The 25,186-nt window shown below is 53.6% G+C and carries 22 protein-coding genes and 3 pseudogenes; 6 read left to right on the top strand and 19 right to left on the bottom strand.

Going from position 1 to position 25,186, the window contains the following annotated elements; all coding sequences use genetic code 11:
* Positions 1-7 precede the first annotated feature (7 nt).
* The 6 genes from LJF34_RS20590 to LJF34_RS20565 form a co-directional block, all read right to left on the bottom strand.
* Positions 8-673, bottom strand: a complete 666-nt coding sequence (locus LJF34_RS20590; RefSeq protein ID WP_231187390.1) for a hypothetical protein — start codon at positions 671-673, stop codon at positions 8-10.
* On the bottom strand, positions 670-1,530 hold the full coding sequence (locus tag LJF34_RS20585; RefSeq protein WP_231187388.1) for a carbohydrate ABC transporter permease: 861 nt from the start codon (positions 1,528-1,530) through the stop codon (positions 670-672). The genes LJF34_RS20590 and LJF34_RS20585 overlap by 4 nt, the downstream gene beginning before the upstream one ends.
* Positions 1,527-2,408, bottom strand: coding sequence for a sugar ABC transporter permease (locus LJF34_RS20580; protein ID WP_231187386.1), 882 nt, complete (start codon positions 2,406-2,408; stop codon positions 1,527-1,529). The genes LJF34_RS20585 and LJF34_RS20580 overlap by 4 nt, the downstream gene beginning before the upstream one ends.
* Positions 2,409-2,439: 31 nt before the next feature.
* Positions 2,440-3,768, bottom strand: a complete 1,329-nt coding sequence (locus LJF34_RS20575) for an extracellular solute-binding protein (protein WP_231187384.1) — start codon at positions 3,766-3,768, stop codon at positions 2,440-2,442.
* 153 nt (positions 3,769-3,921) lie between these two features.
* Positions 3,922-5,061 carry a sn-glycerol-3-phosphate ABC transporter ATP-binding protein UgpC gene (ugpC, locus tag LJF34_RS20570; RefSeq protein WP_231187382.1) on the bottom strand — a complete coding sequence of 380 codons (1,140 nt, stop codon included), beginning with the start codon at positions 5,059-5,061 and terminating at the stop codon, positions 3,922-3,924.
* 163 nt (positions 5,062-5,224) lie between these two features.
* Complete coding sequence (locus tag LJF34_RS20565; RefSeq protein WP_231187380.1) at positions 5,225-6,718, bottom strand: alpha-L-arabinofuranosidase C-terminal domain-containing protein; 1,494 nt, start codon at positions 6,716-6,718, stop codon at positions 5,225-5,227.
* Positions 6,719-7,321: 603 nt separating this feature from the next.
* Between LJF34_RS20565 and LJF34_RS20560 the strand changes: the two genes are divergently transcribed.
* Complete coding sequence (locus LJF34_RS20560; protein WP_231187378.1) at positions 7,322-8,164, top strand: fumarylacetoacetate hydrolase family protein; 843 nt, start codon at positions 7,322-7,324, stop codon at positions 8,162-8,164.
* 65 nt (positions 8,165-8,229) lie between these two features.
* Here LJF34_RS20560 and LJF34_RS20555 read toward each other — a convergent pair whose 3' ends face one another.
* Both LJF34_RS20555 and LJF34_RS20550 read right to left on the bottom strand, forming a co-directional pair.
* Positions 8,230-8,388: a hypothetical protein gene (locus tag LJF34_RS20555; protein WP_231187376.1), complete on the bottom strand. Its 159-nt coding sequence runs from the start codon at positions 8,386-8,388 to the stop codon at positions 8,230-8,232.
* Positions 8,389-8,419: 31 nt separating this feature from the next.
* Positions 8,420-8,626: a hypothetical protein gene (locus tag LJF34_RS20550; protein WP_231187374.1), complete on the bottom strand. Its 207-nt coding sequence runs from the start codon at positions 8,624-8,626 to the stop codon at positions 8,420-8,422.
* Between the two features lie 1,865 nt (positions 8,627-10,491).
* Between LJF34_RS20550 and LJF34_RS20545 the strand changes: the two genes are divergently transcribed.
* Positions 10,492-11,373 (top strand): ParA family protein, encoded by an 882-nt coding sequence (locus LJF34_RS20545; RefSeq protein WP_231187372.1) that lies wholly within the window; start codon positions 10,492-10,494, stop codon positions 11,371-11,373.
* Positions 11,370-11,762, top strand: coding sequence for a hypothetical protein (locus LJF34_RS20540; protein WP_231187370.1), 393 nt, complete (start codon positions 11,370-11,372; stop codon positions 11,760-11,762). The genes LJF34_RS20545 and LJF34_RS20540 overlap by 4 nt, the downstream gene beginning before the upstream one ends.
* A 192-nt stretch (positions 11,763-11,954) precedes the next feature.
* Here LJF34_RS20540 and LJF34_RS20535 read toward each other — a convergent pair whose 3' ends face one another.
* The 5 genes from LJF34_RS20535 to LJF34_RS20515 form a co-directional block, all read right to left on the bottom strand.
* Entirely contained in the window at positions 11,955-13,217 is a 1,263-nt protein-coding gene (locus LJF34_RS20535; RefSeq protein WP_231187368.1) for an orc1/cdc6 family replication initiation protein, read from the bottom strand.
* 623 nt (positions 13,218-13,840) lie between these two features.
* Positions 13,841-14,677: an NAD(P)-dependent oxidoreductase gene (locus LJF34_RS20530; RefSeq protein WP_231187366.1), complete on the bottom strand. Its 837-nt coding sequence runs from the start codon at positions 14,675-14,677 to the stop codon at positions 13,841-13,843.
* A gap of 1,116 nt (positions 14,678-15,793) precedes the next feature.
* Positions 15,794-16,045, bottom strand: a complete 252-nt coding sequence (locus LJF34_RS20525) for an acetyl-CoA carboxylase (RefSeq protein ID WP_231187364.1) — start codon at positions 16,043-16,045, stop codon at positions 15,794-15,796.
* Between the two features lie 100 nt (positions 16,046-16,145).
* Entirely contained in the window at positions 16,146-17,114 is a 969-nt protein-coding gene (locus LJF34_RS20520; RefSeq protein WP_231187363.1) for a biotin-dependent carboxyltransferase family protein, read from the bottom strand.
* Positions 17,111-18,016, bottom strand: a complete 906-nt coding sequence (locus tag LJF34_RS20515; protein WP_231187362.1) for a carboxyltransferase domain-containing protein — start codon at positions 18,014-18,016, stop codon at positions 17,111-17,113. Before LJF34_RS20515 ends, LJF34_RS20520 begins: the two co-directional genes overlap by 4 nt.
* Before the next feature lie 143 nt (positions 18,017-18,159).
* Between LJF34_RS20515 and LJF34_RS20510 the strand changes: the two are divergent.
* Positions 18,160-19,488, top strand: a pseudogene (locus LJF34_RS20510) (acetyl-CoA carboxylase biotin carboxylase subunit); the annotation flags it as partial.
* 100 nt (positions 19,489-19,588) lie between these two features.
* On the opposite strand, the gene LJF34_RS20505 reads toward LJF34_RS20510, so the two are convergent.
* The 3 genes and pseudogenes from LJF34_RS20505 to LJF34_RS20495 all read right to left on the bottom strand — a co-directional run.
* Positions 19,589-20,350 (bottom strand): 5-oxoprolinase subunit PxpA, encoded by a 762-nt coding sequence (locus tag LJF34_RS20505; RefSeq protein ID WP_231187361.1) that lies wholly within the window; start codon positions 20,348-20,350, stop codon positions 19,589-19,591.
* Positions 20,351-20,456: 106 nt separating this feature from the next.
* A complete protein-coding gene (locus tag LJF34_RS20500) occupies positions 20,457-20,654 on the bottom strand; it encodes a hypothetical protein (protein ID WP_231187360.1) in 198 nt (65 codons plus the stop codon).
* A 128-nt stretch (positions 20,655-20,782) separates the two neighbouring features.
* Positions 20,783-21,136: pseudogene (locus tag LJF34_RS20495) on the bottom strand (transposase); the annotation flags it as partial.
* Positions 21,137-21,805: 669 nt separating this feature from the next.
* On the opposite strand from LJF34_RS20495, the gene LJF34_RS20490 reads away from it, so the two are divergent.
* Together LJF34_RS20490 and LJF34_RS20485 are read left to right on the top strand one after the other, a co-directional pair.
* On the top strand, positions 21,806-22,267 hold the full coding sequence (locus LJF34_RS20490) for a plastocyanin/azurin family copper-binding protein (RefSeq protein ID WP_231187359.1): 462 nt from the start codon (positions 21,806-21,808) through the stop codon (positions 22,265-22,267).
* A gap of 297 nt (positions 22,268-22,564) precedes the next feature.
* Positions 22,565-22,831 (top strand): annotated as a pseudogene (locus LJF34_RS20485) (DDE-type integrase/transposase/recombinase); the annotation flags it as partial.
* A gap of 569 nt (positions 22,832-23,400) precedes the next feature.
* Here LJF34_RS20485 and LJF34_RS20480 read toward each other — a convergent pair.
* The 3 genes from LJF34_RS20480 to LJF34_RS20470 all read right to left on the bottom strand — a co-directional run bounded on the left by LJF34_RS20480 (position 23,401) and on the right by LJF34_RS20470 (position 25,110).
* On the bottom strand, positions 23,401-23,796 hold the full coding sequence (locus tag LJF34_RS20480; protein WP_231187358.1) for a hypothetical protein: 396 nt from the start codon (positions 23,794-23,796) through the stop codon (positions 23,401-23,403).
* Positions 23,797-24,279: 483 nt separating this feature from the next.
* Positions 24,280-24,786, bottom strand: a complete 507-nt coding sequence (locus LJF34_RS20475; RefSeq protein ID WP_231187357.1) for a hypothetical protein — start codon at positions 24,784-24,786, stop codon at positions 24,280-24,282.
* Positions 24,787-25,110 carry a hypothetical protein gene (locus LJF34_RS20470; RefSeq protein WP_231187356.1) on the bottom strand — a complete coding sequence of 108 codons (324 nt, stop codon included), beginning with the start codon at positions 25,108-25,110 and terminating at the stop codon, positions 24,787-24,789.
* Positions 25,111-25,186: the final 76 nt, after the last annotated feature.

Genomic DNA, 25,186 nt, shown 5'->3' with positions numbered 1-25,186 from the left:
TCGCGATTTAATCGTTGTTCCCGGCGACGAACGTTACATCGACTGGACGGCTGTCATCACGAACGGACGGCGTGCGGTCGTCGGTGACTTCGAGGTGCAAACTGAACACCACGGCCGGGACGATGATGACGAGTCCGACGACGGAAACGACGCCGACGAGAACGATACCGGCCATCGTCAACGCGCTCGATACCGAGAGCATCGGGTTGCGTACGACCCACCCGTAGCCTGCACTGACCGACTCGACGAACCCGTCGCCGTCGGAGAGGCGGCCGACGGTCGTCAACGATACGAGCAGGAGGAATGTAGCCAGATACACACCCGAAATCGACAGGAGGAGGTACTGAATCCCTCCTGTCTCGACGTACTGCACGGCATACAGCACCGTCATCACGGCGAGGAGCATCGGGACGAAACTCATCACCGTCACGTTGAATCCGTGACGGCGGAGCGATTCGCTGACGGTATCCCACCGCGGTCGGTCGTCGTTTCGTAGTGACCGGATCGCCGAGAATGCACCGAGCGTAGCGATCCCGGATGTAACGACTGGGAGTGAGGCGAGGACCCAACAAACGCTGATCACGACGAGCCACGTGCTGTGTCGGTAGACAAACCCGGCGGTTCGCCGGAGCGAGCGTCGATATCTACCGGCGCTTTTTCGCGGTGCAGTCATCCGGTCATCCCCTGGAACTGTACCGCCTCGATGATTCGGTCCTGTAGCAACAGGAAGAGGATGAAAAGCGGGAGCGCGGCGATGACTCCTGAAGCCATGGTGAGGCCCGGTTGGAACGTGAAGGTATCGCGGAGCACGACCAGACCGAGCGGGAGGGTAAACGAACTCTGGCTCTGAAGCACGACCACCGGCCACACGAACTGGTTCCAGTTGAACACGAAGACGAAGATGGCCAGTGCGGACAGTATCGGCTTCGAAATCGGGAGGATGATACGGGTGTAAATCTGGAAGTTCGAGAACCCGTCCAACCGGGCGGCTTCGTCGTACTCGTCGGGGATATCACGGAAGAACTGATAGAGGAGGAAAACCCCGAGCGGATTCGCCACCGCGGGAAGTATCACGCCGAGCAAACTGCTGACGAGCCCCAAATCCGCCACGATGGTGAACAAGGGAACCAGATTCACGTAGAACGGGACGAGGAAACTGGCGACGATGACGCTCAGCAGCAGCGATTGACCGGGCCAGTCCAACCGCGTGAGCGAGAACGCGATCATCGAATCGACGATGAGGACGAGTACCGTCGCGACGGTGGCGACGATGAAGGTGTTGATGACCCACGGGATTATCAGCGAGCTATCGAGCAGTTCGGTGTAGTTGGCGAACGTGATCTCCGGCGGGATGAGATGGGGCGTCGAACTGATAGCAAATCGTTCCGGTTGGATCGATAGCGATATCATGTAGATGTACGGCAGCAGGAACAGGAACGCGACGCCGTACAATCCGGCGTGAACCGCGACGGTACGTAGTGTTATGCTGGAATCTATACGGCTCGTCAGACCGACGTTCGAGTTGCTCATGCTGAATCACTTCCGATGTATCGATAGTTGACGTACGAGACGCCGACGAGGATGGCGAACAGGAGATAGCCTATCGCCGCAGCGTATCCGAACCGCTGTTGGCTGAAGGCCGCGTTGTAGAGGTAGAAGACCAACGTCGTCGTCACGTTATTGGGTCCACCGTTGGTCATCACGTAGGGTTGGCCGAACACTTGGAACTGCTGTATGAACTGGATGATGACGACGAACGCGATGGCGTTTCGCATCTGGGGAAGCGTGATGTCCCGGAAGGCACGCCACGTTCCCGCACCGTCGAGTTTGGCCGCCTCGTACAGTCGCTCCGGGACGTTCTGCCGTGCGGCCAGCAGGATGACGAAGTTGAACCCGAGGAGCCACCAGTCGGTGACGAGGGCGAGTATCGGCATCGCCAACGTCGGGGAGCCGAGCCAATCGGGCGGGCTGTCCATGACGAATCCGAGGTAGTAGTTGACAGGGCCGAATCCGGTCGCGAGGAACAGCGACCATACGATTCCGACGATGGAGACGGTGAGGATGTACGGACTGAAGTAGATCGTCCGCAGGTATCGCCGTCCGAACACCTTCCTGTTCACACCGAGTGCCAGCGCCAGACTTAGGACGACCATGGTCGGAACGGTGAGGACGACGAAGTACACCGTGTTCCACAGCGCGTTCCAGAACGCCGGGTCCTGAAACATCGCAACGTAGTTCCCGAGGCCGACGAACCGCGACTGTGACGGAAAGAGCGGGTCCCACTCGAAGAGGCTCATGTACAACCCTTCCAACAGGGGGTACAGAAGGAACAGACAAAAGAAGGCGAGATACGGGAGGGAAAACAGGATACCGTCGACCGTCTCCCGCCGTCCGAGACTCTCACGCAACCGATTCCTCCCCTCATCTCCGAATTTATCTCTAATTGACATCGTTGATCAGTCGTTGGATGGAGTTCACGCCTCTGTTCATGCCCTGCTTCGGCGATGAGTTGTGCGCGTAAATGTCCGGGAAGAAGTTCCACGTCGACGAGTTGTTGACGTTGAACGGCGTCCGGGGAAGGTAGGCGAACTGGTCGTCGCTGGCCATCTCGAAGAACGTCGATAGCGACTTCGGCCATAGTGGCGAGTTTCGAAGCGCGTCCGAGTTCAATGCATCAGTCGCGGCCGGTAAGTGCCCGGCCCGCGTCCCCCATATCGGGTTCTTCTGCGTTATCCACTCGGCGACTTCGACCGAGACGCGCGTCTTCTTCTCATCTCGACGGGGGTTTCGAGGGAGGATGACCGTGTGGCTTCCCGATTCCGTGAAGCCCCGTTTCTTTCCCGGGGCGACGAACGGTTTGAACATGCTCCAGTCGAATCCGTCGATGGATTCCAATACGGACGCGTACCACGTCCCGTTCATCGTCATCGCTAGCTTATCATCCTGAAACGCGATGTCGGCTCTGTTTTCCGAGGTGTTCGGGATGTCCCACCCGTACTTTCCGGTTATATCGTGGAGCAGTTGGGCGGTTCCCATTCCGGCCTCGTCGTCGAAGGTCACTTTGGTCATGTCGTCGTTGAACAGTTCACCGCCGCGCTGTTTGTCGAACGCGACGAACGTTCGGAGCATACCGATGGGGTCGAGATACGGGGTCGGTGCGAACGCGTGTGCGTCGGTCTTCTTCGTGATCGTGTCACACGCCCGTTTGAACTCTCGGAAGTTCTTCGGCGGTGAGTCGGGATCGAGGCCAGCCTTCTCGAATAGCGATCGGTTGTAGTAGATTCCGACCGGATGCGCATCGAGTGGGAGGGATAACTGGTCGCCGTCGAAACGCATTCGCTCCCACAATGTCGGTACGTACTTGTCCGCGGCGGAGTCACTCAGGTATCGGTTGTACGGAACGAGCATCCGTTGAAATCTGCCCATCAACGCCTGGTGCATTATCGCGATATCCGGTCCCTTGTCGGCTACGAGCGCAGTGTACAACTTCGTGTAGTAATCATCCCATGGAATCCGTTGTCGATCTATTCGGACGTCTCCGAGGGGCCGTTCGTCGTTGAACCGGTTCACGATGGATTTCATCGTCGCCCCGTCGCCGCCGCTGAAGAGCGTCCAGAATTGTATCGTCGTCCCGGCGGTGCTAGCTGAGTTCCCCAGAATCATGTTCCGGGAACTACAACCGGCCAGCCCCAGGGTGCTTGTGGCGCCGACACCGCCGAGGAGTTGCCGTCTCGTTAGTGCACTATTCGGTCCCTTCGTTGATGCCATGATAACAAGTAGCGAGGGGAACTGTTTTAAAAATTTTGTTTGATTATATATTATATTGAGGCCCTAAAGCAACCCTCGGGTCAGACGCGGCAAGATTCACCCGCCAGTTCGGACAGGAGTCAGAAACGGACCGTCCTGCAATCACCGTCGAACCTATGCGTCCTGTTTCGTATCGCTAGTGGGGGCGGTGCTGACGACGTCCTGATAGACGAAAACGTTCTCACCCGTCGCTCTGTCGAAGACGTGTATATCCGATTCGTCGAAGGAAACCTGCAACGTATCACCTTCCTCGTACTCCACTTGCCCCAGAACGCGCATCGTGAACTCGGTGTCCCCGCTTCGTAGGTAGAGGTAGTTGTCATCGCCGACGGGTTCGCGTACTTCCAGAACTGCGTCGATTCCGTTGTCGTGAGTCGTCTCGGCGAACGTCATGTGTTCGGGGCGGATGCCGAGTATGAGGTCGTCGCTCGTGCTTCGTTCGAGAATTCGTTCGGCGAGAGGACGGGAGACGGAATAGGTGACGTCGCGGCCGACGAGGGTCGAATCCTCCAAGCGGACGTCGAAGAAGTTCATGGAGGGACTGCCGATGAACTCGGCGACGAACGTGTTTTTCGGTTCGGTGAACACCTCTCGCGGCGTTCCAACCTGTTGTACCTCACCGTGGTTCAGGATGACGACCCGATCGCTCATCGTCATCGCCTCTTCCTGGTCGTGTGTGACGTAAACGGTAGTCGTCTCGAGTTCCTCCTGAATCCGTTGCAGTTCGGTCCGCATGTGCGACCGAAGCTTCGCGTCGAGGTTCGACAGCGGTTCATCCATCAGGAATGCTGCCGGGTCGCGGACGATGGCGCGACCGGTCGCCACGCGCTGTTGTTGCCCGCCGGAAAGTTCGCTGGGTTTCTTGTCCAACTGGTCCTCTATTCCCATCATCTCCGCCGCTTCCCGCACGCGATTTTCTATCGCTTCGTCCGCCTTGTCGGAGTTGAGTTTCAACCCGTAGGACATGTTCTTCTCGACACTCATGTGGGGGTAAAGCGCGTAGTTCTGGAACACCATCGCGATGTCGCGGTCTTGCGGTTTCACGTCGTTAATCTGCTGGCCACCGATGGAGATCGAACCGTCCGTGATGCTCTCCAATCCGGCGATCATTCGGAGGACGGTCGATTTTCCGGACCCCGACGGACCGACGATGGTGATGAACTCCCCGTCTTGGATATCGAGGTCGAAGCCGTCCACCGCGACGATGCCGCCATCGTACTGTTTCTTCACGCCATCGAGACGTATCCCGCTCATAGATAGCAACATCATCGTCTATAATGTATATACCTTTCCTAAACAACCAAATCAATTATTTGTTTGCACGATGTTGATTTTCTGTGGAATATACTTCGAAAGCTGTGAAAACGGCGGCCTACGAGCGATGAGCGGGATGTCGAGCGTTCCCGCGGAGAGCGGATTATCGAACGGAGAACCCGGCGACCGTAGACGCCGCCAGTTCCGCCGTCAGGACGCCGTCTTCGATCGAAACGTCGAGGTCCGTCGCTTCAAACTCGTCGGCGTTGTCCACGGTGACCTCAACCTTTGGGCCGTGTTCTGCGAACAGGACTTCGGCGTCAACCCGGTTCGGGTCTTGGATCCCTTCGAGGGCGATTTCGACGGAGCGCGCCTCCCGGCAGTCGAGGTTCGTGACGGTGATGAAGACCCCGTCGTCGTCCGTCGACGCGGACGCTTTGACCAGCGGGAGGTTGGTTTCATCGAGGTCTCGCGACGGCGCATCGACGGACGTCCGGACAGCTTCGTTCCCTTTGTGGTTGGCATAGAGGTCGAAGACACGGTACGTCGGTCGCGCCCACGCATCGTCGCCGTCCGTTTCGACGAGACACTGGAGGACGTTGACCGTCTGGGCGATGTTCGCCATCGTCATGACGTCGCTGTTCTCGTTGAACACGTCGAGAACCGCGGCGGCAGACAACGCGTCGAGGACGGTTCCAGGCTGTTCGAGTCCGCTTTCGGGGACCGATTCGGGATGCCACGAACCCCATTCGTCGATGATGACGCCGATGTCGCGGGTGGTCGCAACCGCGTTGATGGCCGCTGCAATGCGCTCGATGTGGTCCTCGATTTCGAGGGCTTCGACGAGAAACCGGTCGTACTGGTCCTCGTCGGCCTCGGAGACGGAAAAGGAGCGTCCGTAGTAGTGGTGGAGCGTGAGATGGTCGAGGGGGAACTCGACACCCCAACTGCTGCTACCGATCTCCTCCATGAATCTGCGGTTCCAGTCGTGGTTCTCGAACCCACACGCGATGAGATCGAGGTCGTGATCGAGCATCAGTTTGTCCATGCTGCCGACGTAGGTGGCGTATCGACGGTACTCCCGAGCGTACTGTTCGGGCGTCATCTGCCCGCCACAGCCCCAGTTCTCGTTTCCGAGTCCCCAGTACCGAACGCCGTACGGTTCTTCGTGCCCGTTCTCGCGTCTCCGGTCGGCGAGTTCGGTATCACCGTCGTAGTTACAGTATTCGACCCAATCTACCGCCTCCTGAGGATCTCCTGAGCCCACGTTCGCGGCGAGATACGGTTCCGTATCGATGTGTTCACAGAGTTCGAGAAACTCGTCAGTTCCGAACGCGTTGGACTCCTCGGGGCGCTCGCCCGTGTCCTGCGCCCAGAAGAGATTTCGACGACGAGGACGGTCCTCTCGCGGGCCGATACCGTCCTCCCAGTGGTAGTCGTCGGCGAAACAACCGCCCGGCCACCGAAGCACGGGTATTTCGAGATCGGAAAGCAGGGAGACGACATCCTCCCGGAAGCCGACCTCCTCATCGGCTTCGCCGTGCCAGATTCCGTCGTAGATACACCGTCCGAGGTGTTCGGAGAAGTGGCCGTGTAGTTCGGGCGCGATACGGTCGATAACCGCCGCAGTGTGAACTGTGACGCGAGCGTCTGTCATACACTTCGATGATATTCCTTGGCCCGAGCATAAATTAACCGGTTATTGACCGATATGATACCTGTCATCACATGCGGGACTGACGATTCGTTTCACTCGAGAGCACCAACTGAACTCGATCAACCAGCAATCTCTGTTACAGCAATCGGCCGGGTACTGACTACCCGCGGATCGAGAAAGAGAATACGTCGTTCCGACGTAGTCGGAGTGAATTCGCCGGATTTTCCAAATACGTGGATGCATGACGAGGATATACGGACGCGCGATGAAGAAAGGAATCTCCACGTTTCATACGCCCTCGTAGTAGCCATCGACAGTTGGAATCCGACAATATCGGATCCGTACATTCTTATAGATGATGAATAAAAGGGAGGGAAGGCGGGCACTCGCTAGCGATTTGGTTACAGTCCTAACCTTGTAATGATCGGGCGACTTTGGGGAGTATTTGATCCGACGATATCGGATACACCGTCCGGCACACATCTCGACCGAAAGGGGCGAAACCATCAGCCGGTTTATTTTTCACGACGATACTCTTTTAACACTATCCGGCAATCGTTCAGTATGCGCTATTACCGACTCCCCGGTGGAGAGCGTTCAGCGATGAGTTCGCTCGTTGCATTGGATGCCGACGGAACCGCATACGACTTGCGTTCAGCGTCACCCGATCTCGGGTCGTTTACGGCCCTCGCTCGGACGGCAAACGCGAGTAACGAAACCATCGACGCTATCGCCCGAAAACGCCTCAACGACGCCGACCATATCGACCCCCACACCCTCGGTGACGATGTCCTCCAACCCGTCATCGCCGACGAAGTATGGGCGGCCGGCGTCACGTATCAAATCAGCGAGGAGGCGCGCAAAGCGGAGAGCGGGAAACCCGAGGTGTATATCGACGTGTACGACAGCGAACGCCCAGAGCTGTTCCTGAAAGCAACCCCCTCGCGAACGGTCGGTCCCTCGGAGGACATCGGCGTACGGGGCGATTCGGAGTGGAACGTCCCTGAACCGGAACTCGGAGTCGTCCTTCACCACGGCAACATCGTCGGGTATACCATCGGCAACGACGTTTCCAGTCGCGACATCGAGGGGGAAAATCCGCTGTTCCTCCCGCAAGCGAAGGTGTACGACCGCTGTTGTTCCATCGGACCATGTGTTGCGACCGAGGAAACGGTCGGAAACCCACACGACCTCGAAATGTCGTTGACCATCGAACGCAACGGCGAGATAATGTATGAGGACTCGACATCCACGAGCGAGATGGCGACCACATGCGAGGAACTCGTCTCGTATCTCGAACGTCACAACAGTCTCCCCGAGACGGTAGTTCTGCTCACGGGGACTGCCCTCGTTCCACCCGAGTCATTCACTCTGAGCGAGGGCGATGATGTCATTATCGACATCGACGACATCGGCCAACTCGTCAACGGTACGGTCACCGTCTGAACGGGTGAAAGGTTTGTCGCAGTCCCACTCCGTCCGCGAGAAGTCACCCGAATCACCATATCTTTCTACTCGACGGGCGTAGTTCGTGTCTTCGAGAAGTACGTCCGGCCGTTCGCTGGCACGTCCTTCGTCGCGGTTACCTCGAACTCCGCCGAATCGACGATGCCGTTCGCCGAACGACCGACGCGGAGTTCGTACGGTCCCGACTCGACCCCGAGGTTCATATCGCGGTCGTAAAATGCAATTTGGGATGTGTCAACGTCGAAACCTTGCTCTTCGCCACGCGTCCGGATGGCGTCGAGCGGCGTCGTCGGCTTTCGGTCCGATGCCCGCACAGGCGACAAGGTCCACTTCTGCTTGCTCGTACGCGCTGGCGTGGCGGTACGTCATCGCGATTCCTTGGTTGTTTTGCGTCCCGGGGTCCGGACCAGTTCCGGTAAAGACGCTAGTGATCGCTTTCATTGGTCACGAATCACATCTGAGTGATCCAAATTAGACGATAAAGTTTGTGATCGATCAACCCAGAAGATTGCGGATTTGAGGTATAGAGTGCCAGTCAGCGATTCGTCGATAACGGATCGATATCGGTTATGCGCTTCCGAAACGACTGCATTGGGACGCCGTTCTATCATTGTAGCGGATGAATATGGCTGAAATCGGGCGTTTTAACGTATGAGAAGAGGATTCATGGCAAAATCCCCCAATCATTATGATTCTCCATTATAGAAAATGATAGAGGAGTACTGTAATATTGTCGATGATACTCGAATACGACTTCAAGTGAACTCCGCAAGATCGGATCGGATAACGAATCTGCATTACATCGTTAGCTATGTAATTCTTATCTGAATCAGAACTACATGACACGTAGGATATGTTCACTGGCTTATGAGATCCCAAATACCCCGTTCTCCATCTCAGGAACGATTGACTTTGAATAAATCGACCATCGATATGGGATATCGTTCGGTAGCGTTCAATGATATCACAAACAATAAAGATAATCAGTCGATAAGCCGATTTCTCGTCTGGTTTTTCAGTGCAGAAGAGAATTGAAAAATGCACATCCTGACGACTGCCAGCGATACGGAGGTAATCAGCGCAAATGAATCACAGTACGGAGTCGTTGGTTGATTGTGTAAACAGGGGTATATTCGACATTAGTATTCAGATACATAACCTGACATTCCAATAGTCGGTAATTCCTCAGTAGGATAGCGATTCTATATCCCAGAAAGCCTTGAAGGAATCGATGAATGGACATGGGAGTAGCCGATAAGGAGACAAGAACACATTCAACTCGACATCGCCACCGATCCTAATGACAATTATAGCAGCAGTATTGTCGGAATCGGTGGCATCACAGGACGAACTTGATACAAAATTAGTAATGCGGATCCCCACCGACAGCGAATCTCGTTTGTGAGAGACTTGCTCTGTCTGTATCACCGGAACCACACTGGTTCACACTGAACCATGGGCAAGCAGCCCGCTCCCTTTCGAGATTGCGAGAGCCACGACCTGTGGAAACAATATAGCGCCATATAGTATATAGATGGCTGTACTCGCTCGGCCGTACAGCCAATCGCTGAATTCTTGACCGTGATCAGAGTAGATCGGGAAGCAACTGCAACCGTTTTACGAACAGAAGTCAGTCGCTCGGTATCCTCGGCCGTTTCCAATGGTGGCGTCAAATATCTCCACGTCGCTCAACCACTCGCAGAATCCACGGAGTGGCTACAGCAGGAACTGGACATGTGGACAGTCATCGTTGTGACACAACTATCGCTACTTGCGAATTAGTATCTATTTGGACGATGCCTCTGCGTTACCGCTACATTTCCAGGATGAGTTTTGGTACAACGTCGTTTGCGATGTTAGAAGTTCGTGCGATGTTTACGATTCATTAAATTCGTATGGTTAGCACACGACAGTTAGAGAAGTCGGAGAATTAATTGGAGTATTGGCGCATTCGAGGTTTGCGAACTTCGAGATTCTCAGGATGTTCACGATTCGTGAGAATCGTAGAGTACGCTATTTCCGATCTGTTTTTTAGCCCTTTGACCGACGAAACGCGTCACGTACGGTAGACTTCGTACATTGTTTGAGGTTCGATCGAGTTTCACGATGCTTGCAGTTCGTACGATTCGTACGAATCGTATGATTCGCACAATTCTCACAGTTCGCTCGTAACGTTTATACAATCGTCGTGAGATAATTGGATCAGAGGCGCTTGCGAGGTTTACGAACTTCGAGATTCGGAGGATGTCTGCGATTCGTTCGAATCTCATAGTTCGTGAAGTTCGCAGAGTGCAGGAGGATCAATCATGGAAGAGGAACACAACAGCGGAGAACCGCGCGCCGTTTCTGTCGGCGTACTTAAAGGCGGGTTCGGGAAAACAACGACAGCGATTAACCTCGCTCGTGAGTTAGCTCATCGAAACGGCTCAGCTCTCGTGGTCGACCTCGACGACAACGGCCACATGAGCCAAAACCTCGGATTCACAGAGCAGTACAGTGCCGAAGAGAATCATGCCGAGGCCGTTCTCATCGACGGTGAGGAACCAACTCGATATATTCAAACAGTTACGCATGGACTCGATATTTTCCCTGCCCACGTACAACTCGAAGACGTCCAGAGTGGCCTAAAGGAGGCAACAATGGGAACGACACGACTCAAGGAGAACCTCATCACACCACTGCTCGGTGACGAGTACGACTACATCGTGGTCGACTGTCCAGCAAATCGCGGGAAGTTGAACGACAACGCCATGTACGCAACAGGGAACATTATCATCCCCCTTCGTGCAGAGAGCGGATACGAAAGCGGACTTTCGAGCACCGTTCAACGACTCGTGCAAGAAGCACGGCAGTACTTCGAGTTGAACATCCTCGCAATCACACCTACAGACTTACAAGATCGTATCGACCAAGACACGCGCGACCGTTCACTCCTCAAGGAGATCAACAATCGGGATGGTGTATCGAAGCTCGTACCGAACTATGCACGAATAACCGATGATGATTGGGAAGCGATCGACCAAGGGAAACAAAACGGGAATCTGCCGGGGATTCGACACCGAGCGGCGATCGATCGTGCGCACGATGAAGGTGTTCCACTCCGAGATTATGATGAGACCTGCGACCAGCTCGAAGCCTACGACGAACTCGCTCAAATCGTCGAGCATGGGGAGGTGGTGCACGAATGACGGCGTTTGACGATCTCGAAAATGCGATCAACGAGGAAACAGAGGAGACACCAACTGCGAGCAGCTCGTCCGATTCGAACGAATCCCACGAATCTAACGAGCCTCAAACATCTAACGAATCGCAAACATCGAAGGAGGTAAAGGATCCACGAAAGACGCCTGCATTCGAGTTTTCACCGGATTTACGACGGAGTATCTACACACGAGAAGATTCCTGGCAGGAGTTTGAGGATGCACGTGATCTAGAGATGACACGACAATTGCGGGATGCAGGCGTTCGAAACCACGCGAGCCGTGAGGTGCACGATGCGATGGTTCGATTAGCGGCGGAGAATCCCGAAGAGATGGCGCAGTTAATCCTTGACGCACGGGGTATCGACGAAGAGTAGACGCAAGCCGAAGTTGCCACTATACACTTCCACAGTCCACATTGCAAGCGGACAATATCGTATTTCTTGACAATGCTCATTTGAAGAGCGTAAATTTCCCAAGTTAGTATTGGATACTAACGGCAGCTAGCACTGACCATATGAGTCGTCGATAGGGATAATCAACAAGATCCTCGAACGTTCAAATTCCGATCAACTGTTTTGAAGATCAGAGACGATATTCTGTTTGGTCTTTGGCTGTTCGAATACAGTATCGAGCACCATATCCGAGTCGCGCAAGAGAGAGTGTTCCCGGTAGCTTCCTTCACTCTTTCCACCGCCAGTATGCCGATTTTCAGTGACATCACTAAAGGCCCATTCCTTCAATAATTCCAGTACCCGCTGGTGACTGAGGGGATCAGTTCCTTCACTCGTACAGACGTCTTCGTACACACGGTAAATCTCGCCTGTGCTAAAGGCTTGCTTCAGAGAGGATTTCTGGAGATAGGCGAGTGCAAACAGGACATATTTCGAATGGGGAGTTGATCCCCGAATTAGCTCTTGGAATCGAGACATTTCCGCATAGTCCTGTGCTGCGTCGACATGCTCTTCCGTCACACCGGAATCCCCGTTTCGAGCCGCCAGCTTTCCTGCGCTCGAAAGGATCTCAATCGCTTTCCGTGCGTCACCATGCTCACGCGCGGCGAGCGCTGCTACGCGTGGGATAACACCCTCTTCGAGAACATCCGGTTGGAATGCATCTCGCCGTTTACTCAGAATTTCACGAATTTGACCGGCGTCATATGGATGAAAAACGAGTTCGTCGTCTTGAAAACTGGACTTCACACGCTCGTCGAGATTTTCGTAATACTCGATCTTGTTGCTAATCGCAACGACGCCGATATAGCAACCCGTTTTACCACTCTCTTCGGCTCTAGAGAGTTTGAATAAGATTTCATCGTCACCCAGTTTGTCGATCTCGTCGATGATGGCAATGAGGACATCAGCGTCGTCGAGGAGCGTATAGAGGTAATCCATGTACTCGCTCGATCCGATCCCCTTATCTGGAATACCGAGTGAGCGAGGAGATTGATATTCAGCCTGTTGGGAAAGAGATCGAGCGACGCGAGTAATGGTGTTTGCTTGATCACAATCGATATAGGCAGAAATGAGAGAGACGTCGTTAGTTTGGGCGATCGCTCGAACACGTCCCGTAACGTGTCGGGAGACGAGCGATTTACCGGACCCTGTTTTTCCGTATACGATCGCATTTCCCGGTGGATCACCAAAAACACCGGGTTGGAGCAACTCTTCTATATCTTTGATTTCAGCATCACGACCGACGATACGGTCGCTATCAGGAACATGGCCAATTCGGAGTAGTTCACGGCGCGCGAAAATAGAGTCATTACGCTTGGTAAGAGGATCGTCAGTGAGATCTTCTGGATCCGGCGTGGGGATAGGATCATTTGGCATGTTATTACAGCGTTTCAAGAAGGAACATCTTAGTTCTACCGCTCCCCCTGTTTTCAGTGAAAAGAGTAGAACGAGTATCGAGAGCGTATGAGTATGGACAACCAGTGGTCTAAAAGTGACGAGAGACACCCCTCGCTTTCAGTGAAATCAGCAGAGCGAGTAGCTACTCGATTCGATGAGAATACGCTAACTTAAAAGAGCGATAGTAACCGTATCGTCAGACACCACGTTTTCAGTGAAAAATGCGGTGACTGCAGTCGATTTCCATCTTCCACACTCGCCGCATAAATCCCCTCTACCCATAGATACTTACTATACTTACTAGTTAAACTAGTAGAGTAGTTGAGGTTCAGTAGTAGAGTAGTTGGAGTTCAGCTAGCAGTTCTATTTTCACTGAAAATGAGGGGTCTCTCTAGTGGCAGATATTCGACTTCCATACTGTGAGGAATCGACACTCGTTTCACTGAAAACGAGGGGTGTATGGATTCGTCGAACGTACTCTCAACCCCTGTAGAAATGACCTTCCAATCTGCCCCATGTATTTCTCCTACCGTGGTGATGGGCTGACCTCCGACTTCGAGTTTTTTCCTTCTGCTGTGAGTAGCGCATGTGAACCATCGCGACTACTCGGGTGGCCCGTCCCACTCCTCACCGTTATCTTGGGGAGCATACCCGATGGTCTCGTGGGCATATTCGAGATCATCGAGCCATCTACGTTGATTGTTGCTCACTCCGTAGAAATGATCCCACTCCACCGAGTCGTCCTGAAGACAACACTCGACCAGTCGTGCCAAATCCCTCCTCGATTGCCACAGTCCTTTCATCCGGGCAACCTGTTCTTCGTATTCATCGCTCCCACGCTCGAAGTCCCCGTTTTCAACGCCCCGTTCGGCGTCACCGTACGGATGATCGTACGCCGGATCCCGACAAGCACCGATACGTAACCCGTAAAACTGAATGTCGTGAGCCTCCGCGGCCAATCGGCCAAGATCCTCGCCGTAGCTCTTAGTTACCCCATACCGGGAGTCCGGTCGGTGGGGCTCGTCGTGACCGGCAGTGATACCTTGTCTATGATATACTTCCGGAGCGTTTCGAACTTCTACCATCCCGACCGCGTGGTTCGAGGACGCAAAGATGAGAGTGTCGAGGCCGGCGTCGACAGCCGCTTCATAGACGTTGTTGATCCCCTCTAGATTATCTGCCAGTGACTGCGACCAACCCAACTCACGGGAGCTAGCCCCACCTGTCCCTGGAATCAGCGCCAGATGGACAACGGCATCCTGCCCATCGAAATGTGGTCGGAGTTCCTCGTAATCCCGTACGTCGGCGCGAATGGCCTCACCCGGGCCATCAACGGATTCGATATCAAGTAACGTGAACTCATAGCGGTCGTCGTCTCCGAGATGGTCTGTGATGGCCGTCCCGACGATACCCCCTGCGCCGGTGATTAATACGTTCATATCGACTACTGTACGGATTTCTACTTAGCTTTTCCTTTAATCAATAATTGTCACTTAACTAAATTAAACATCGGGTTAACTGAATTATCTATTCTGGCAATTGAGGCGGTATTCTCCATTATCGAATGGACAATATCCAGACGAACTAATAGCTAGCATTCGAGTGTTATCTCTCGAGCGGTGGTGGCAAAAATCCCGACCCAGGGAGGTCTACTTCGCAAGCATGACACGGGTCATGCCCACGTATAGGCCGGAATTCGAGATGCTGCGGTAGTGGTGTGGTGGTCACCAAACCGATGGTGAAGGTGGTTTACAGCGAACTACCGAATCGAAGGACGTCAACCGTCCTGACTCTGGTTCGATCGGTAGCGGTCGAGTGAACCTCGACCATTTCGGGCTATGACTGATTTCAAAAAATGAGTTTTGACCAGTCTCTCAAAAACGTCTGTACCAGTTCCCCGATGACAACTGATGCGCGACTTCCCAAGCGGTGGTTTCACTTTCACTACGTGGCCACGGGATATGGTTGAACCATCCGTATCGTACAATCAACGAACTATGACTCGGTTAGAGCATCTACACCCGGATACGTCGATGGATCGATCGACGACCCGAATGTTCATCATCGTTGCGGGAATCGTACTCGCACAAATGACGCTTCAAATATCACTTGCAACCGGTCTATCTCGCTGGCCAGCGATGGGAGCAGGGGCCGTGGTTGCGTTCATCGCTGGGGTGAGTCTGGCCGGGTATGAGACGAGTTCGACAGTACGAGAGCAGACCCCTACCCGTAGTTCGCTGAAGTAGACTCCAACCAGCCGGTTCATACCGATTCGGAACTTGCTACTTGTGCTGACACTGGTTGGTTTCGCCGTCGATATCGACCAAGTGACAGAGATGCACACTCGGGCCGACCAGTTTGGTTTTCGAGTCAAATTCACCAGACTAGTCGAGATGACTAACGAGATCCACGAGAACCTCGCTGAGCACCACTACGTCGTCACACTGCACAACGTGACGAACAATATGGTTGCTTCGACAGCGGACCGTGCTTTCCAATCATGTACCCGAAACTGACAATCCGGCGGCTAATGAACTATCGAATGATCGTATCTCTCACTCGCTAATCTCGATTTCGACCAAATCCTGTCCCGCATCGACTTCCGATTCGTTGTCCACGAAATACCGGGTGATCGTTCCCGACTGTTCAGCCGTGATGTCGTGGAAGTTCTTCATCACACCAACGAGACCAATAACATCCCCTGCTTCGACGAAATCTCCCTCCGTGGCGAACAGGTCTTCGTCCGGGTCCGGCCGGCGGTAAAACACGCCGGGCATCGGGGATTGCATCGTGATTTGTTCAGTCATGATCCACGCTCCATTGTATCATCAGTATCGATACTCCGGATATGTTTGTATATGCTTCGTCCGATAGAGCGTCGTGACCGGGTTTTATTTGATGATTGTATCATTCGCTGAGTGTGGATTGAATTGCCTCGAGTCGTTCGGTGTGCTCGGTTCGTGCAGTAAGTGCCTCGTCGATGGTCACAGCTTCGAAGGAAAACGACTGATGCGTTCGATGTTGCGCGAGGCGGTTTCGGTCGGGGCTGATAACCGTTCCAATCGTCGCATAGCCTCCACCAGTCACAGCGTCCCGCATCAGAACGATGGGCTGTTCTGGAACTTGAATCGATCCGACTGGATAGCCCAAATCCACGACGTTCGAAGGGTCCGGTCCCGCACCGAAGGGTTGTTCCCGTTCGATAAACTCGAGATCGATTCCCTCCACCCGATACCCGACACGGTCTGCCTCGGGCGTCACAGTCCACTTGGCGTCCAAAAACTCCGCCTTACTCTCGTCGGTGAGTCGATAGTCACACAAGCCCATGACGACGCGAATTGGGGCCATATCACTGTATCCCGGTCGGAGTTCATTGGGCACACGCCTCTTGTCATGTACCGAATCGCCATCCACGTTCCCGATTGGGAGTGTGTCTCCACTTTCGAGTGATCTCCCTTCGTGGCCACCGATTCCGATAAGTGTGTACGTCGACCGGCTTTCCATCATGAGCGGTACATCGATTCCACCCTGAACGGCGAGGTAACTTCGGGCACCCTCGGTCGAAAAGTTGAACGACAGGACGTCTCCAGCATCGATCTGGTATGATTCCCAAGTATCGACTGATTCGTCATTTATCGTTGCGTCCATATCGGCACCGGCTATGGCGATGACGGTGTCCACGTCGAATTTGAGATCTGGACCTTGATACGTGACTTCCAGCGTCGCTTCGCCTTCATCGTTACCGACGAGATAATTTGCGACCTTGTGGGAGAGCAGGTCCATTGCTCCGGATGGTGGCATTCCGATGTGATAGTGACCAAATCGGCCGAGATCTTGGACCGTAGTCGAAATTCCGGATTCCAACACTTCGATCATTCGTACAGCACCTCCACGAGTTCCTCGTTGTACGTCTCAGGGTCCTGGAAAAACTCCTCGGGAGAGAATTTGACCGATTCGTACCGGTATTCGAACGTCCCATCGTCGATTTCCGTCCGAATGCGGTCGTACTCATCACGGTCGATTTTTCTGAATTTCATTATATCTCCGGGCTGTGGGAACACCATCGACTCCGTGAAGTCGGGGAGGTTCTGCTCGACATCCAATACCTCGACAGGGGTTCGACCGAACAACTGATAACCGCCAGCTCCCTGAACCGGATAAATCGCCGTGAACGCCCCCCCATAGCCGATCGCCCGACTCGGGGTATCGGTTCTCGGTTGAACGTATTTCGGAACTTCGATCTGCTCATCGCGCGGGACCATTTGGAACGTCCACGGGAGGCCCGGCACGAATCCGATCATCGTCACCATATGCGGGGTCCCCGCGTGTGCATCGATGAATGCCTCCGGAGTTTCGAACCCGTTGATACGTGCCGAATACTCCAAATCCGTCGCGTTCGGATCTTGATGGTTGTCACGGAAACGCATCAGCGTTTCATGTGTCCATGGATCGTCATAGAGTACGGGAAAGTCGATGATGCGAGTCTCCCACTCGTATTCCGAGAGGTGTATCTCACGGTCGAGGTCTTTCAGTTTGGCAACGAGCGCGTCCGGCTCGATCAGGTCCGGATCGAAGTGAAGCAGGTAGGACGCGTTCGCAGGACACACATCGATAAGTCCGGCCAGATCCATCTCCCGAATCTGTTGTGTAATTGCCATCGCCTTGAAGTTGGCGTCGAAACTCATCTCCTGGTCTAACTCGACGAAGATGTGGTCGTCACCGCCGTATTCGTACCGTGGTGACGGTAACTCCGTTCGTTGGATTTGTGATCCGGTCATGGTATAAACAAACACACCTCATGCGGAACCGTATAGTTATCGCCGGGTAGCAACTCGGTGGAATCCATTTTTGAAGTGTAGTCCGCTGGAAGACGTGTGGGCTACTTCGGTATTATATGCCGCGGGACCGATACTCATATACAATGTTTGATCGTGTAATGGTCGCGAATCGTGGTGAGATTGCCGTCCGCGTCATCCAAGCTTGCAACGAACTCGATATCGAGTCGATAGCCGTCTATAGCGACGCGGACGAAAACGCACGCCACGTTCGCTTGGCGGATGAAGCGTACCACATCGGTCCCTCTGTCGCCCGCGAGAGTTATCTCAACCAGGACTCGCTCCTCGACGCTGCTCGAAAAGCAAAGGTCGATGCCATCCACCCGGGGTATGGATTCCTCGCCGAGAGCAAATCGTTCGCTGCAGCAGTCGAAGAGAGTGATTTCGTCTGGGTCGGTCCACCGAGTCTGGTTATGGAGCAGTTCGGTGAAAAAACGAAAGCTCGGAAAATAATGCAGCGAGCCGATGTCCCGATCGTTCCTGGCACGACAGAACCGGTCACAGACATCGAAAAGATACGCCAATTCGGTCACGAACATGGTTATCCGATCGCAATCAAAGCCGATGGCGGGGGCGGTGGGAGAGGTCTCAAAGTCGTCCACGAGGAGGGCGAAATCGAAGAGCAGTTTACGAACGCGAAACGAGAGGGGGAGGCGTACTTCGACAACTCGAACGTGTACCTCGAACGCTACCTCGAAAACCCTCGACATATCGAAGTCCAAATCCTGTGTGATGAACACGGTAACGTCCGGGACCTTGGCGAGCGCGACTGCAGTATCCAGCGACGACAGCAGAAGCTCATCGAAGAGACGCCGAGTCCGGCATTGACCGCGACAGAGCGAGAGAACATACGGAATGCAGCGCGAAAGGGAGCTGCTGAAGCGGACTATGTTAATGCAGGAACGGTGGAGTTCCTCTACGAGGATGGCGAGTTCTATTTCCTCGAGGTGAATGCGAGAATTCAGGTCGAACATCCGATCTCGGAGATTGTCACGGGACTCGACCTCGTCCAGTGGCAACTCAAAGTGGCCGCGGGGGAACCGCTCACGTTCGAGCAAACAGATATCCGATCCCGTGGCACTGCGATGGAATTCCGTATCAACGCGGAAAACCCGTCTAACGAATTCGCACCGATGCCAGGGACGGTTGACCGATATCGACAACCGCGTGGCATTGGAACCCGTGTCGACGACGGAGTCGACGAAGGTGACGAGATTAGTCCCTACTACGACTCCCTTATTGCCAAGTTCATCGTCTCCGCGGAAGACCGACCACAACTCCTCCAACGAGCGAGACGCGTGCTTCAGGAGGCTGAAATAGAAGGTGTCCCATCCACTATTCCATTCCACTTAGCGATGCTTGATGACGATGCCTTCCGCGATGGCGAATATACTACCAAGTATATCGATGAGGAGTTTAGTATGCCATCCGAGCAAGCGGAGTGAGGAGGCGAGAGTTCATCAAACACGGGTCAAAACCGTTGCACGAGTTTGATACCCCGGTGGTTGTGCACGTTTATGCGATTTCGTCGAGTGACGTGAGTTGGATATCGTGTTCGTCCACCTGTTGGTGAATGGTTTCGAGCAGTTCAACCGCGTTCGGTCCATCGCCGTGAATACAGATACTCTTTGCAGGAACGTCGATTTCCGTCCCGTCTTCGGCGGTCACTTTCCCATCGATTGCGATATCGAAAAATCGCTCGGCGACCAGATTCGGATCTTTCGGTTCCATCTGTTGTTCGACGATGAGACTTCGGTCCGGACGGTACGTGAGATCCACGTATCCCTCGAACACGGAGCGAAGTTCGTCGTACTCCTGTGCGACCTCGTAGATGTTCATATCCGTCGCGAGGTAAATGAGGTCCTCGTTCACGTCGAGAATACCGTCCATTACCGCCCGAGCGTGCTCATCGCTCTCCGAGAGCATCGAATACATCGCACCGTGCGGTTTGACGTGTTGGACGGTCGTTCCGTGCCGCTCGGCAAACGCTTGCAACGCGCCCAACTGATAGGTGACGTAGTCGCGAACTTCCTCGGGACTCGCGGCCATCGTTCGACGCCCGAACCCCATCTTGTCGGGGAGGCCGGGGTGTACTCCGATTCCAACGCCGTGTTCCGCAGCGAGAGCAACAGTGTCGTCCATCACGTGTGGGTCGCCTGCATGATATCCTCCTGCAATATTGGCGGATGTGATGTATGGCATCACTTCTTCGTCCCGTCCCATCGTCCAGTTCCCGAAGCTTTCCCCCATGTCGCAGTTGATGTCGATAGTTACCATACCGAATACGTGGCCAGAGAGAAGGAAATAACTTCGGCCGGCTTTGTTGAAATCCTATTAGTTCGACTCCACTCTCTCTAAAACAGCCGTTCGGTAGCACTGCGTATCACTCATCGGACTGTGCGGAGCGGTCATACAGCCACCACGGAATATCAAGCATCATTGCCAGTACGACTGCTACTCCGAGTCCAATCAAGAGCCCATCAGTAACTCGAATTGCGAGGAAAACCGCGGCACCGCTCACGGCAATTCTCGTCACTCGGTTTAGGTTCCAGTCGAGAAGGACAGACCGAAGCGTGGACATATCTATCACTCATACAACTGTGGATGTATATCTTCGGGAGAACTGAGGATTCGACGAGAGCCAGCTGATAGACCTACACTGTCTACTCACTTGTGGCGACCGGTCAGCGTAGAGGCTCTATCTAACGTTCAGAGTGCCTTGTCGATATTGTGAGTGAGACAGCTGACAACGAGTTCTCGGAACTGCTTCCACCAGCGACGTGAGCGGACAAATGCACTGTACTTGCGTTTGAGTCGGGAGTTCACCGTCTCGTTCTGACTGCGCTGACCGTAGAGATCGGCATCCAGCCGAGCGTTCCATGCCTTCTGTAGCGATGAAAACTCGCGGTGCTTGATGAGCGGTCGAACACCAGTTGTACGCGCTAATGTGCGAACCTTCTGGTCGTCGTATCCTTTGTCGCCGAGGAGAATCGCCACATTCTCAGTATTCCGCTTGATGAGCGATAGTGCAATCTGAGAATCGTGTTTTCTGGTCGTCGAGTGATAAGCCAGACAATACCGATACCGGGATTAACGCACCGACGAAGGCGTTTCTGATTCCCTACCAAGTGGCGAGTCCGCTCGTCGTCTGGCCTGCGGTTGAGTGGTACTTCCCGCCAATTCCCTTTACTGGCTATCTCTCGGTTGGAACCCTGGTGTTGATGGGCATTTTAGGAAGATTGATCGATCGGGTTGAACGTCGCTGTGGTGGTTCAGCAGTGGAGTACAGCAGGTTCTGTGGCTGGGAAACAGCTCTTTTCAGGGTCACTCGCTGCATCCGGTGCGACTGCTTGTTGTTGCTGTGCACCAGCTTTCTATCGCGCCCTCAGTGTCCTGTTCGACACAGCCGTCACGCCAGTTTATTGGTCGTTCATGATTCCGTCGTCATCCGTTGGCAGTACGTTCCTCGCGGCAAGTGCACTCCTCTTCTTGGGAGCTTTCTCCAATCGGCGGGAGCGCCACAAAGTACGGTGAGTCGTCGATAACTCTCGCAAATTGAGTGAGCTGCCCCTCAATTAGACTCACAATAGGGGCAAAAACCTTAGTAGCGTTTCGGTGTGGCCTCTTCACACTGTTCTAACGTCGTATAATTACGCTCCAATTATAATTAATCTCTAAATATGGGTGGCCGAAACTTATCTTGCCATCGGTACGTCATTGGCATATCCAGCAATGTCCAACACAAACCAGCGGTCCCGGCGAACCGTCCTGCTCTCCAGCGGTGCTATCGCAATTACTGCCCTCGCTGGCTGTACTGGTGGATCGAAAGAGAACAAGAACGAGGATTCGGGAAAGAATGGTGGCGGTGGGAGTCAAAAAGAAATTCGACTTGGTGCGAAGAAAGAGGGCTGGATGGGTCGTGCACCTGATTCGATCAAGGACAAGAAGAACCCGACTCTCTCCCTGAAACCAGGTCAAAAGTACAAACTCACCTGGAAGAACCTTGACGGCAAAGAACACGAACTTATGCTCTTGGACAAGAATGGAGAAGAATTGAAAAAGAGCGATGATGCCGAAGAGAAAGGCGAGACGGTTACGATGACATTTACTGCGTCTGAAAAGATGGCGAAATACAAGTGTGAATATCATCCGCAAACGATGCGCGGCCAAATCAAACTCAAAAACAGCAAGTAGCTGCCTGGAAATCTTTTGCCTTCAGTAGGAGTCTCTTTTCTACGCGATCCAAACAGAAGCATTCGTTCCCTCCCACCGTCCGAGTCAGATTTCTTCGAGTAGGGTGATGCTCATGAATCTCGTTTTCCAAACCGAGAGAACTACACACAGTCGGCCCGGTGTGTGGCGGCGCTAGAGCGAGCGGCTGATTTAGGGTTGGCGCGTGCGCCTGGACAGTGTGTGTCGTATGTGATGGTCGATGATGCAAAGCAGTCGCGAGAGCGGGTGTAGTTAGCGAGTGAGGAGCTAAATGAGTATGATACTGGATTTCTCGTGGATGGCTACGGCTATCGGACTGCCCTCTTTCGAATTGGGTTGAGCGGTCGGCTCGACTACACGGAGCGAAACCTGACCGAAAAGTGGTTTCACACGCTCAAACAGCGCATCGACCGTTTCCATACGTCGTGGGTGGGCAGTCGGCCGAGCGTCCAGGGGTGTCTTGAACGATTTGTGCATTACTATTCCCATCAGAAATCGTATCAATCACTCAACAACCGACCACCTGTCGAGGAGGAGCTAAACTAGACAGTGCCGCTCTCTGGATCGTGTTTGAAGCCGTCTACTTTGAACGTGACCGTACTACGCGGTCGGGTGTCGCCGTGGTTGCAGAAGCTGGGCGGATTCACCTCGTCGTATTTGTGTCGCAGGTCGAACCATGACTGGAAAGCGTTAGAAAGTTCTTCGATGACCTTCTGACTGGATTGCACGTTCAATTCTTTCCAACAGCTTGGATCTTATGTACGCCTTCAGTACGCCCGCATCAGGGATTTTACCGGTTGCTTCCCATACGCGGTCTGCTGCCCATCGTGCGACGTCCCAGATTTTTGAGGCAGAATCTTCGAGCGAATCAAGGCCCTCACAGACATGCCGATGGTTCTGGATGGGACCAACGTAAGTCCGAGTGATATCAATTTCCTCACATAGGATATATTGGAACACTCACTTATTGGTTTGAACTCACGTGGAATATCCGGCCTACCATCGACGGTGGTTGGTGTCGGAGTTGTCGGATTCACTCCCGCCGTAAACGGCGAGATCTTCTCCTCAAAGATAGATAGCTCGAATATGCGACGGTCAGCAGCAACCTGACTCCGTCAGTTCTCAGAATTTCCCTCTACGGGAACCTCTGTGAACAGGTATTCATCATCAGTAGAGACTACCCATACTTCGATTTCATCGTGAGGGCTTAGATCGGTGAGCGATACAGAGCCACCGGATTCAACCAATTCTTTCTGGTAGGTGTCACCATCGTCAGGAATGACTTTGACGTACACCTGGTCGGCACTGCCCTTTCGATCCAAATCAATCGTGGCCGAACATCGCTTCTCCTGTTGACCAGTGCAGGTGTACTCCTGCCCCACCGAAATCTGGTCCTTGTCGACTGATTTGTTATTAGAGCTGACTAAGCCCGAATTGACTCCCGCGATGAGTGCTGCGAGCACTACGACCACTATGAATATCCCAACTCTTTTTGAGGCGATGCGACTCATACTCAAATATTATCTTGTAGCTGTATGTGTCTTGTGATTATAAAAACTTATTAATAGATAAAGTCATCGACTTCAGTTACGTGGCTATCCGAACCGTAAGGTATGAGTTCCCGAGTAGCTCGCATCGTCGAGGAACGTGGAGTAGTTCCATTCGGCATGATCCTTACAGATGATCTCGAGGTAATCTGGATCCCTGCCCATAAGTGCGGAACTTGCCACCTCGTATGTTTGAGTTGAAGAATTACCGTTGTTGATCGTCCAGTCCCAATCTGCATCTGTGACTCCACCACTAGGGGACATATACACATCCGGCGGATCGTACGAAACGCCAACGCTACCTACTTGTCTTCGACTTGCTGACTCTCGGCTCGTTTCTCGCGGAAGTTAACGAGCTCTGTGTTCTGTTCCGAACACTGGACCGTTTCGAAGAATTGACGAACAGCGTTCGACCAAACGAATCGGGGACGTCACTAGCTATTCTCACTAGCTATTCAAGACAACTCTCGCACGTTGTACATAGGTGTTCTTCGACCAACTTCGTGCCGTACTCATTTCATCGAGTAACGACTCCGCATCAGCTGGTGATACAATCTCGTTTCGCACGAGAGCAACAAGCAGCATCGGCGTGGTCACAAGCCGAGTATCAACGAGTGACGCATGGATGAGGGCAAGCCGATTGAACTCATCACACAGAAACTGCGTCGCGTTGCGTTCGTTCGTGAGTGTCACGGCGGCGTTCTCGCCATCGTCTAGTGGGAATGACTCATCGAGGTCGACAGCTCGTTCGTCAAAGTCCTCCCGTCGATCAAGAACCTGTTTTGCGCCGTGTCCCGACGCATCATCATACGCTGCCGTCTCCTCTAACTCATCGAAGACCAGTGTTGGAACGATGATCGTGTGAGTCGCAAGGAGATGGTCGAGTGGGTTCCACGTGTGATCGGCGACCGTGCCGAGGCTCACAAGAGCAGATGTGTCTGCGACAACCTGCATCTACGAATCAGCTAGCTCCTCGGCGGTCTCGTCAATGAATTCGTCCTCGAGTTGCTCTTTGAGAATTCGGAAGTTGGCAGCTTCTTCGTGACCAACAAGGTCCTTCAACTGTGTAAACGTAATATCGTTGCTGTAGAATGCTTCTGCGATCTCTTGTTTGAGTTCGTCGTTGTGTGCGGCATCACGAAGATAGTTCCGGAGTGCCGAGAGAATGACTGTCGTCCGATCAGTCTCTAAGACGGTGGCGAGCGTATCCGTTTGCTGGACGAGCCGCTCGGGGGCACGAAATTGGACTCGCTTTTTCTCCCCTGTATCCGAACTCATGTGTGTACATTGTGAGCCGAACGGGAAAACTCTGTTGTCGCATTCTATGATGCGAGTCTCACGCACCGGCTGTCCC

The sequence above is a fragment of the Haladaptatus sp. DYF46 genome (assembly GCF_021083305.1).
In the GTDB taxonomy this organism is placed as follows: domain Archaea; phylum Halobacteriota; class Halobacteria; order Halobacteriales; family Haladaptataceae; genus Haladaptatus.
This window is presented reverse-complemented; position numbering and strand designations above follow the sequence as displayed.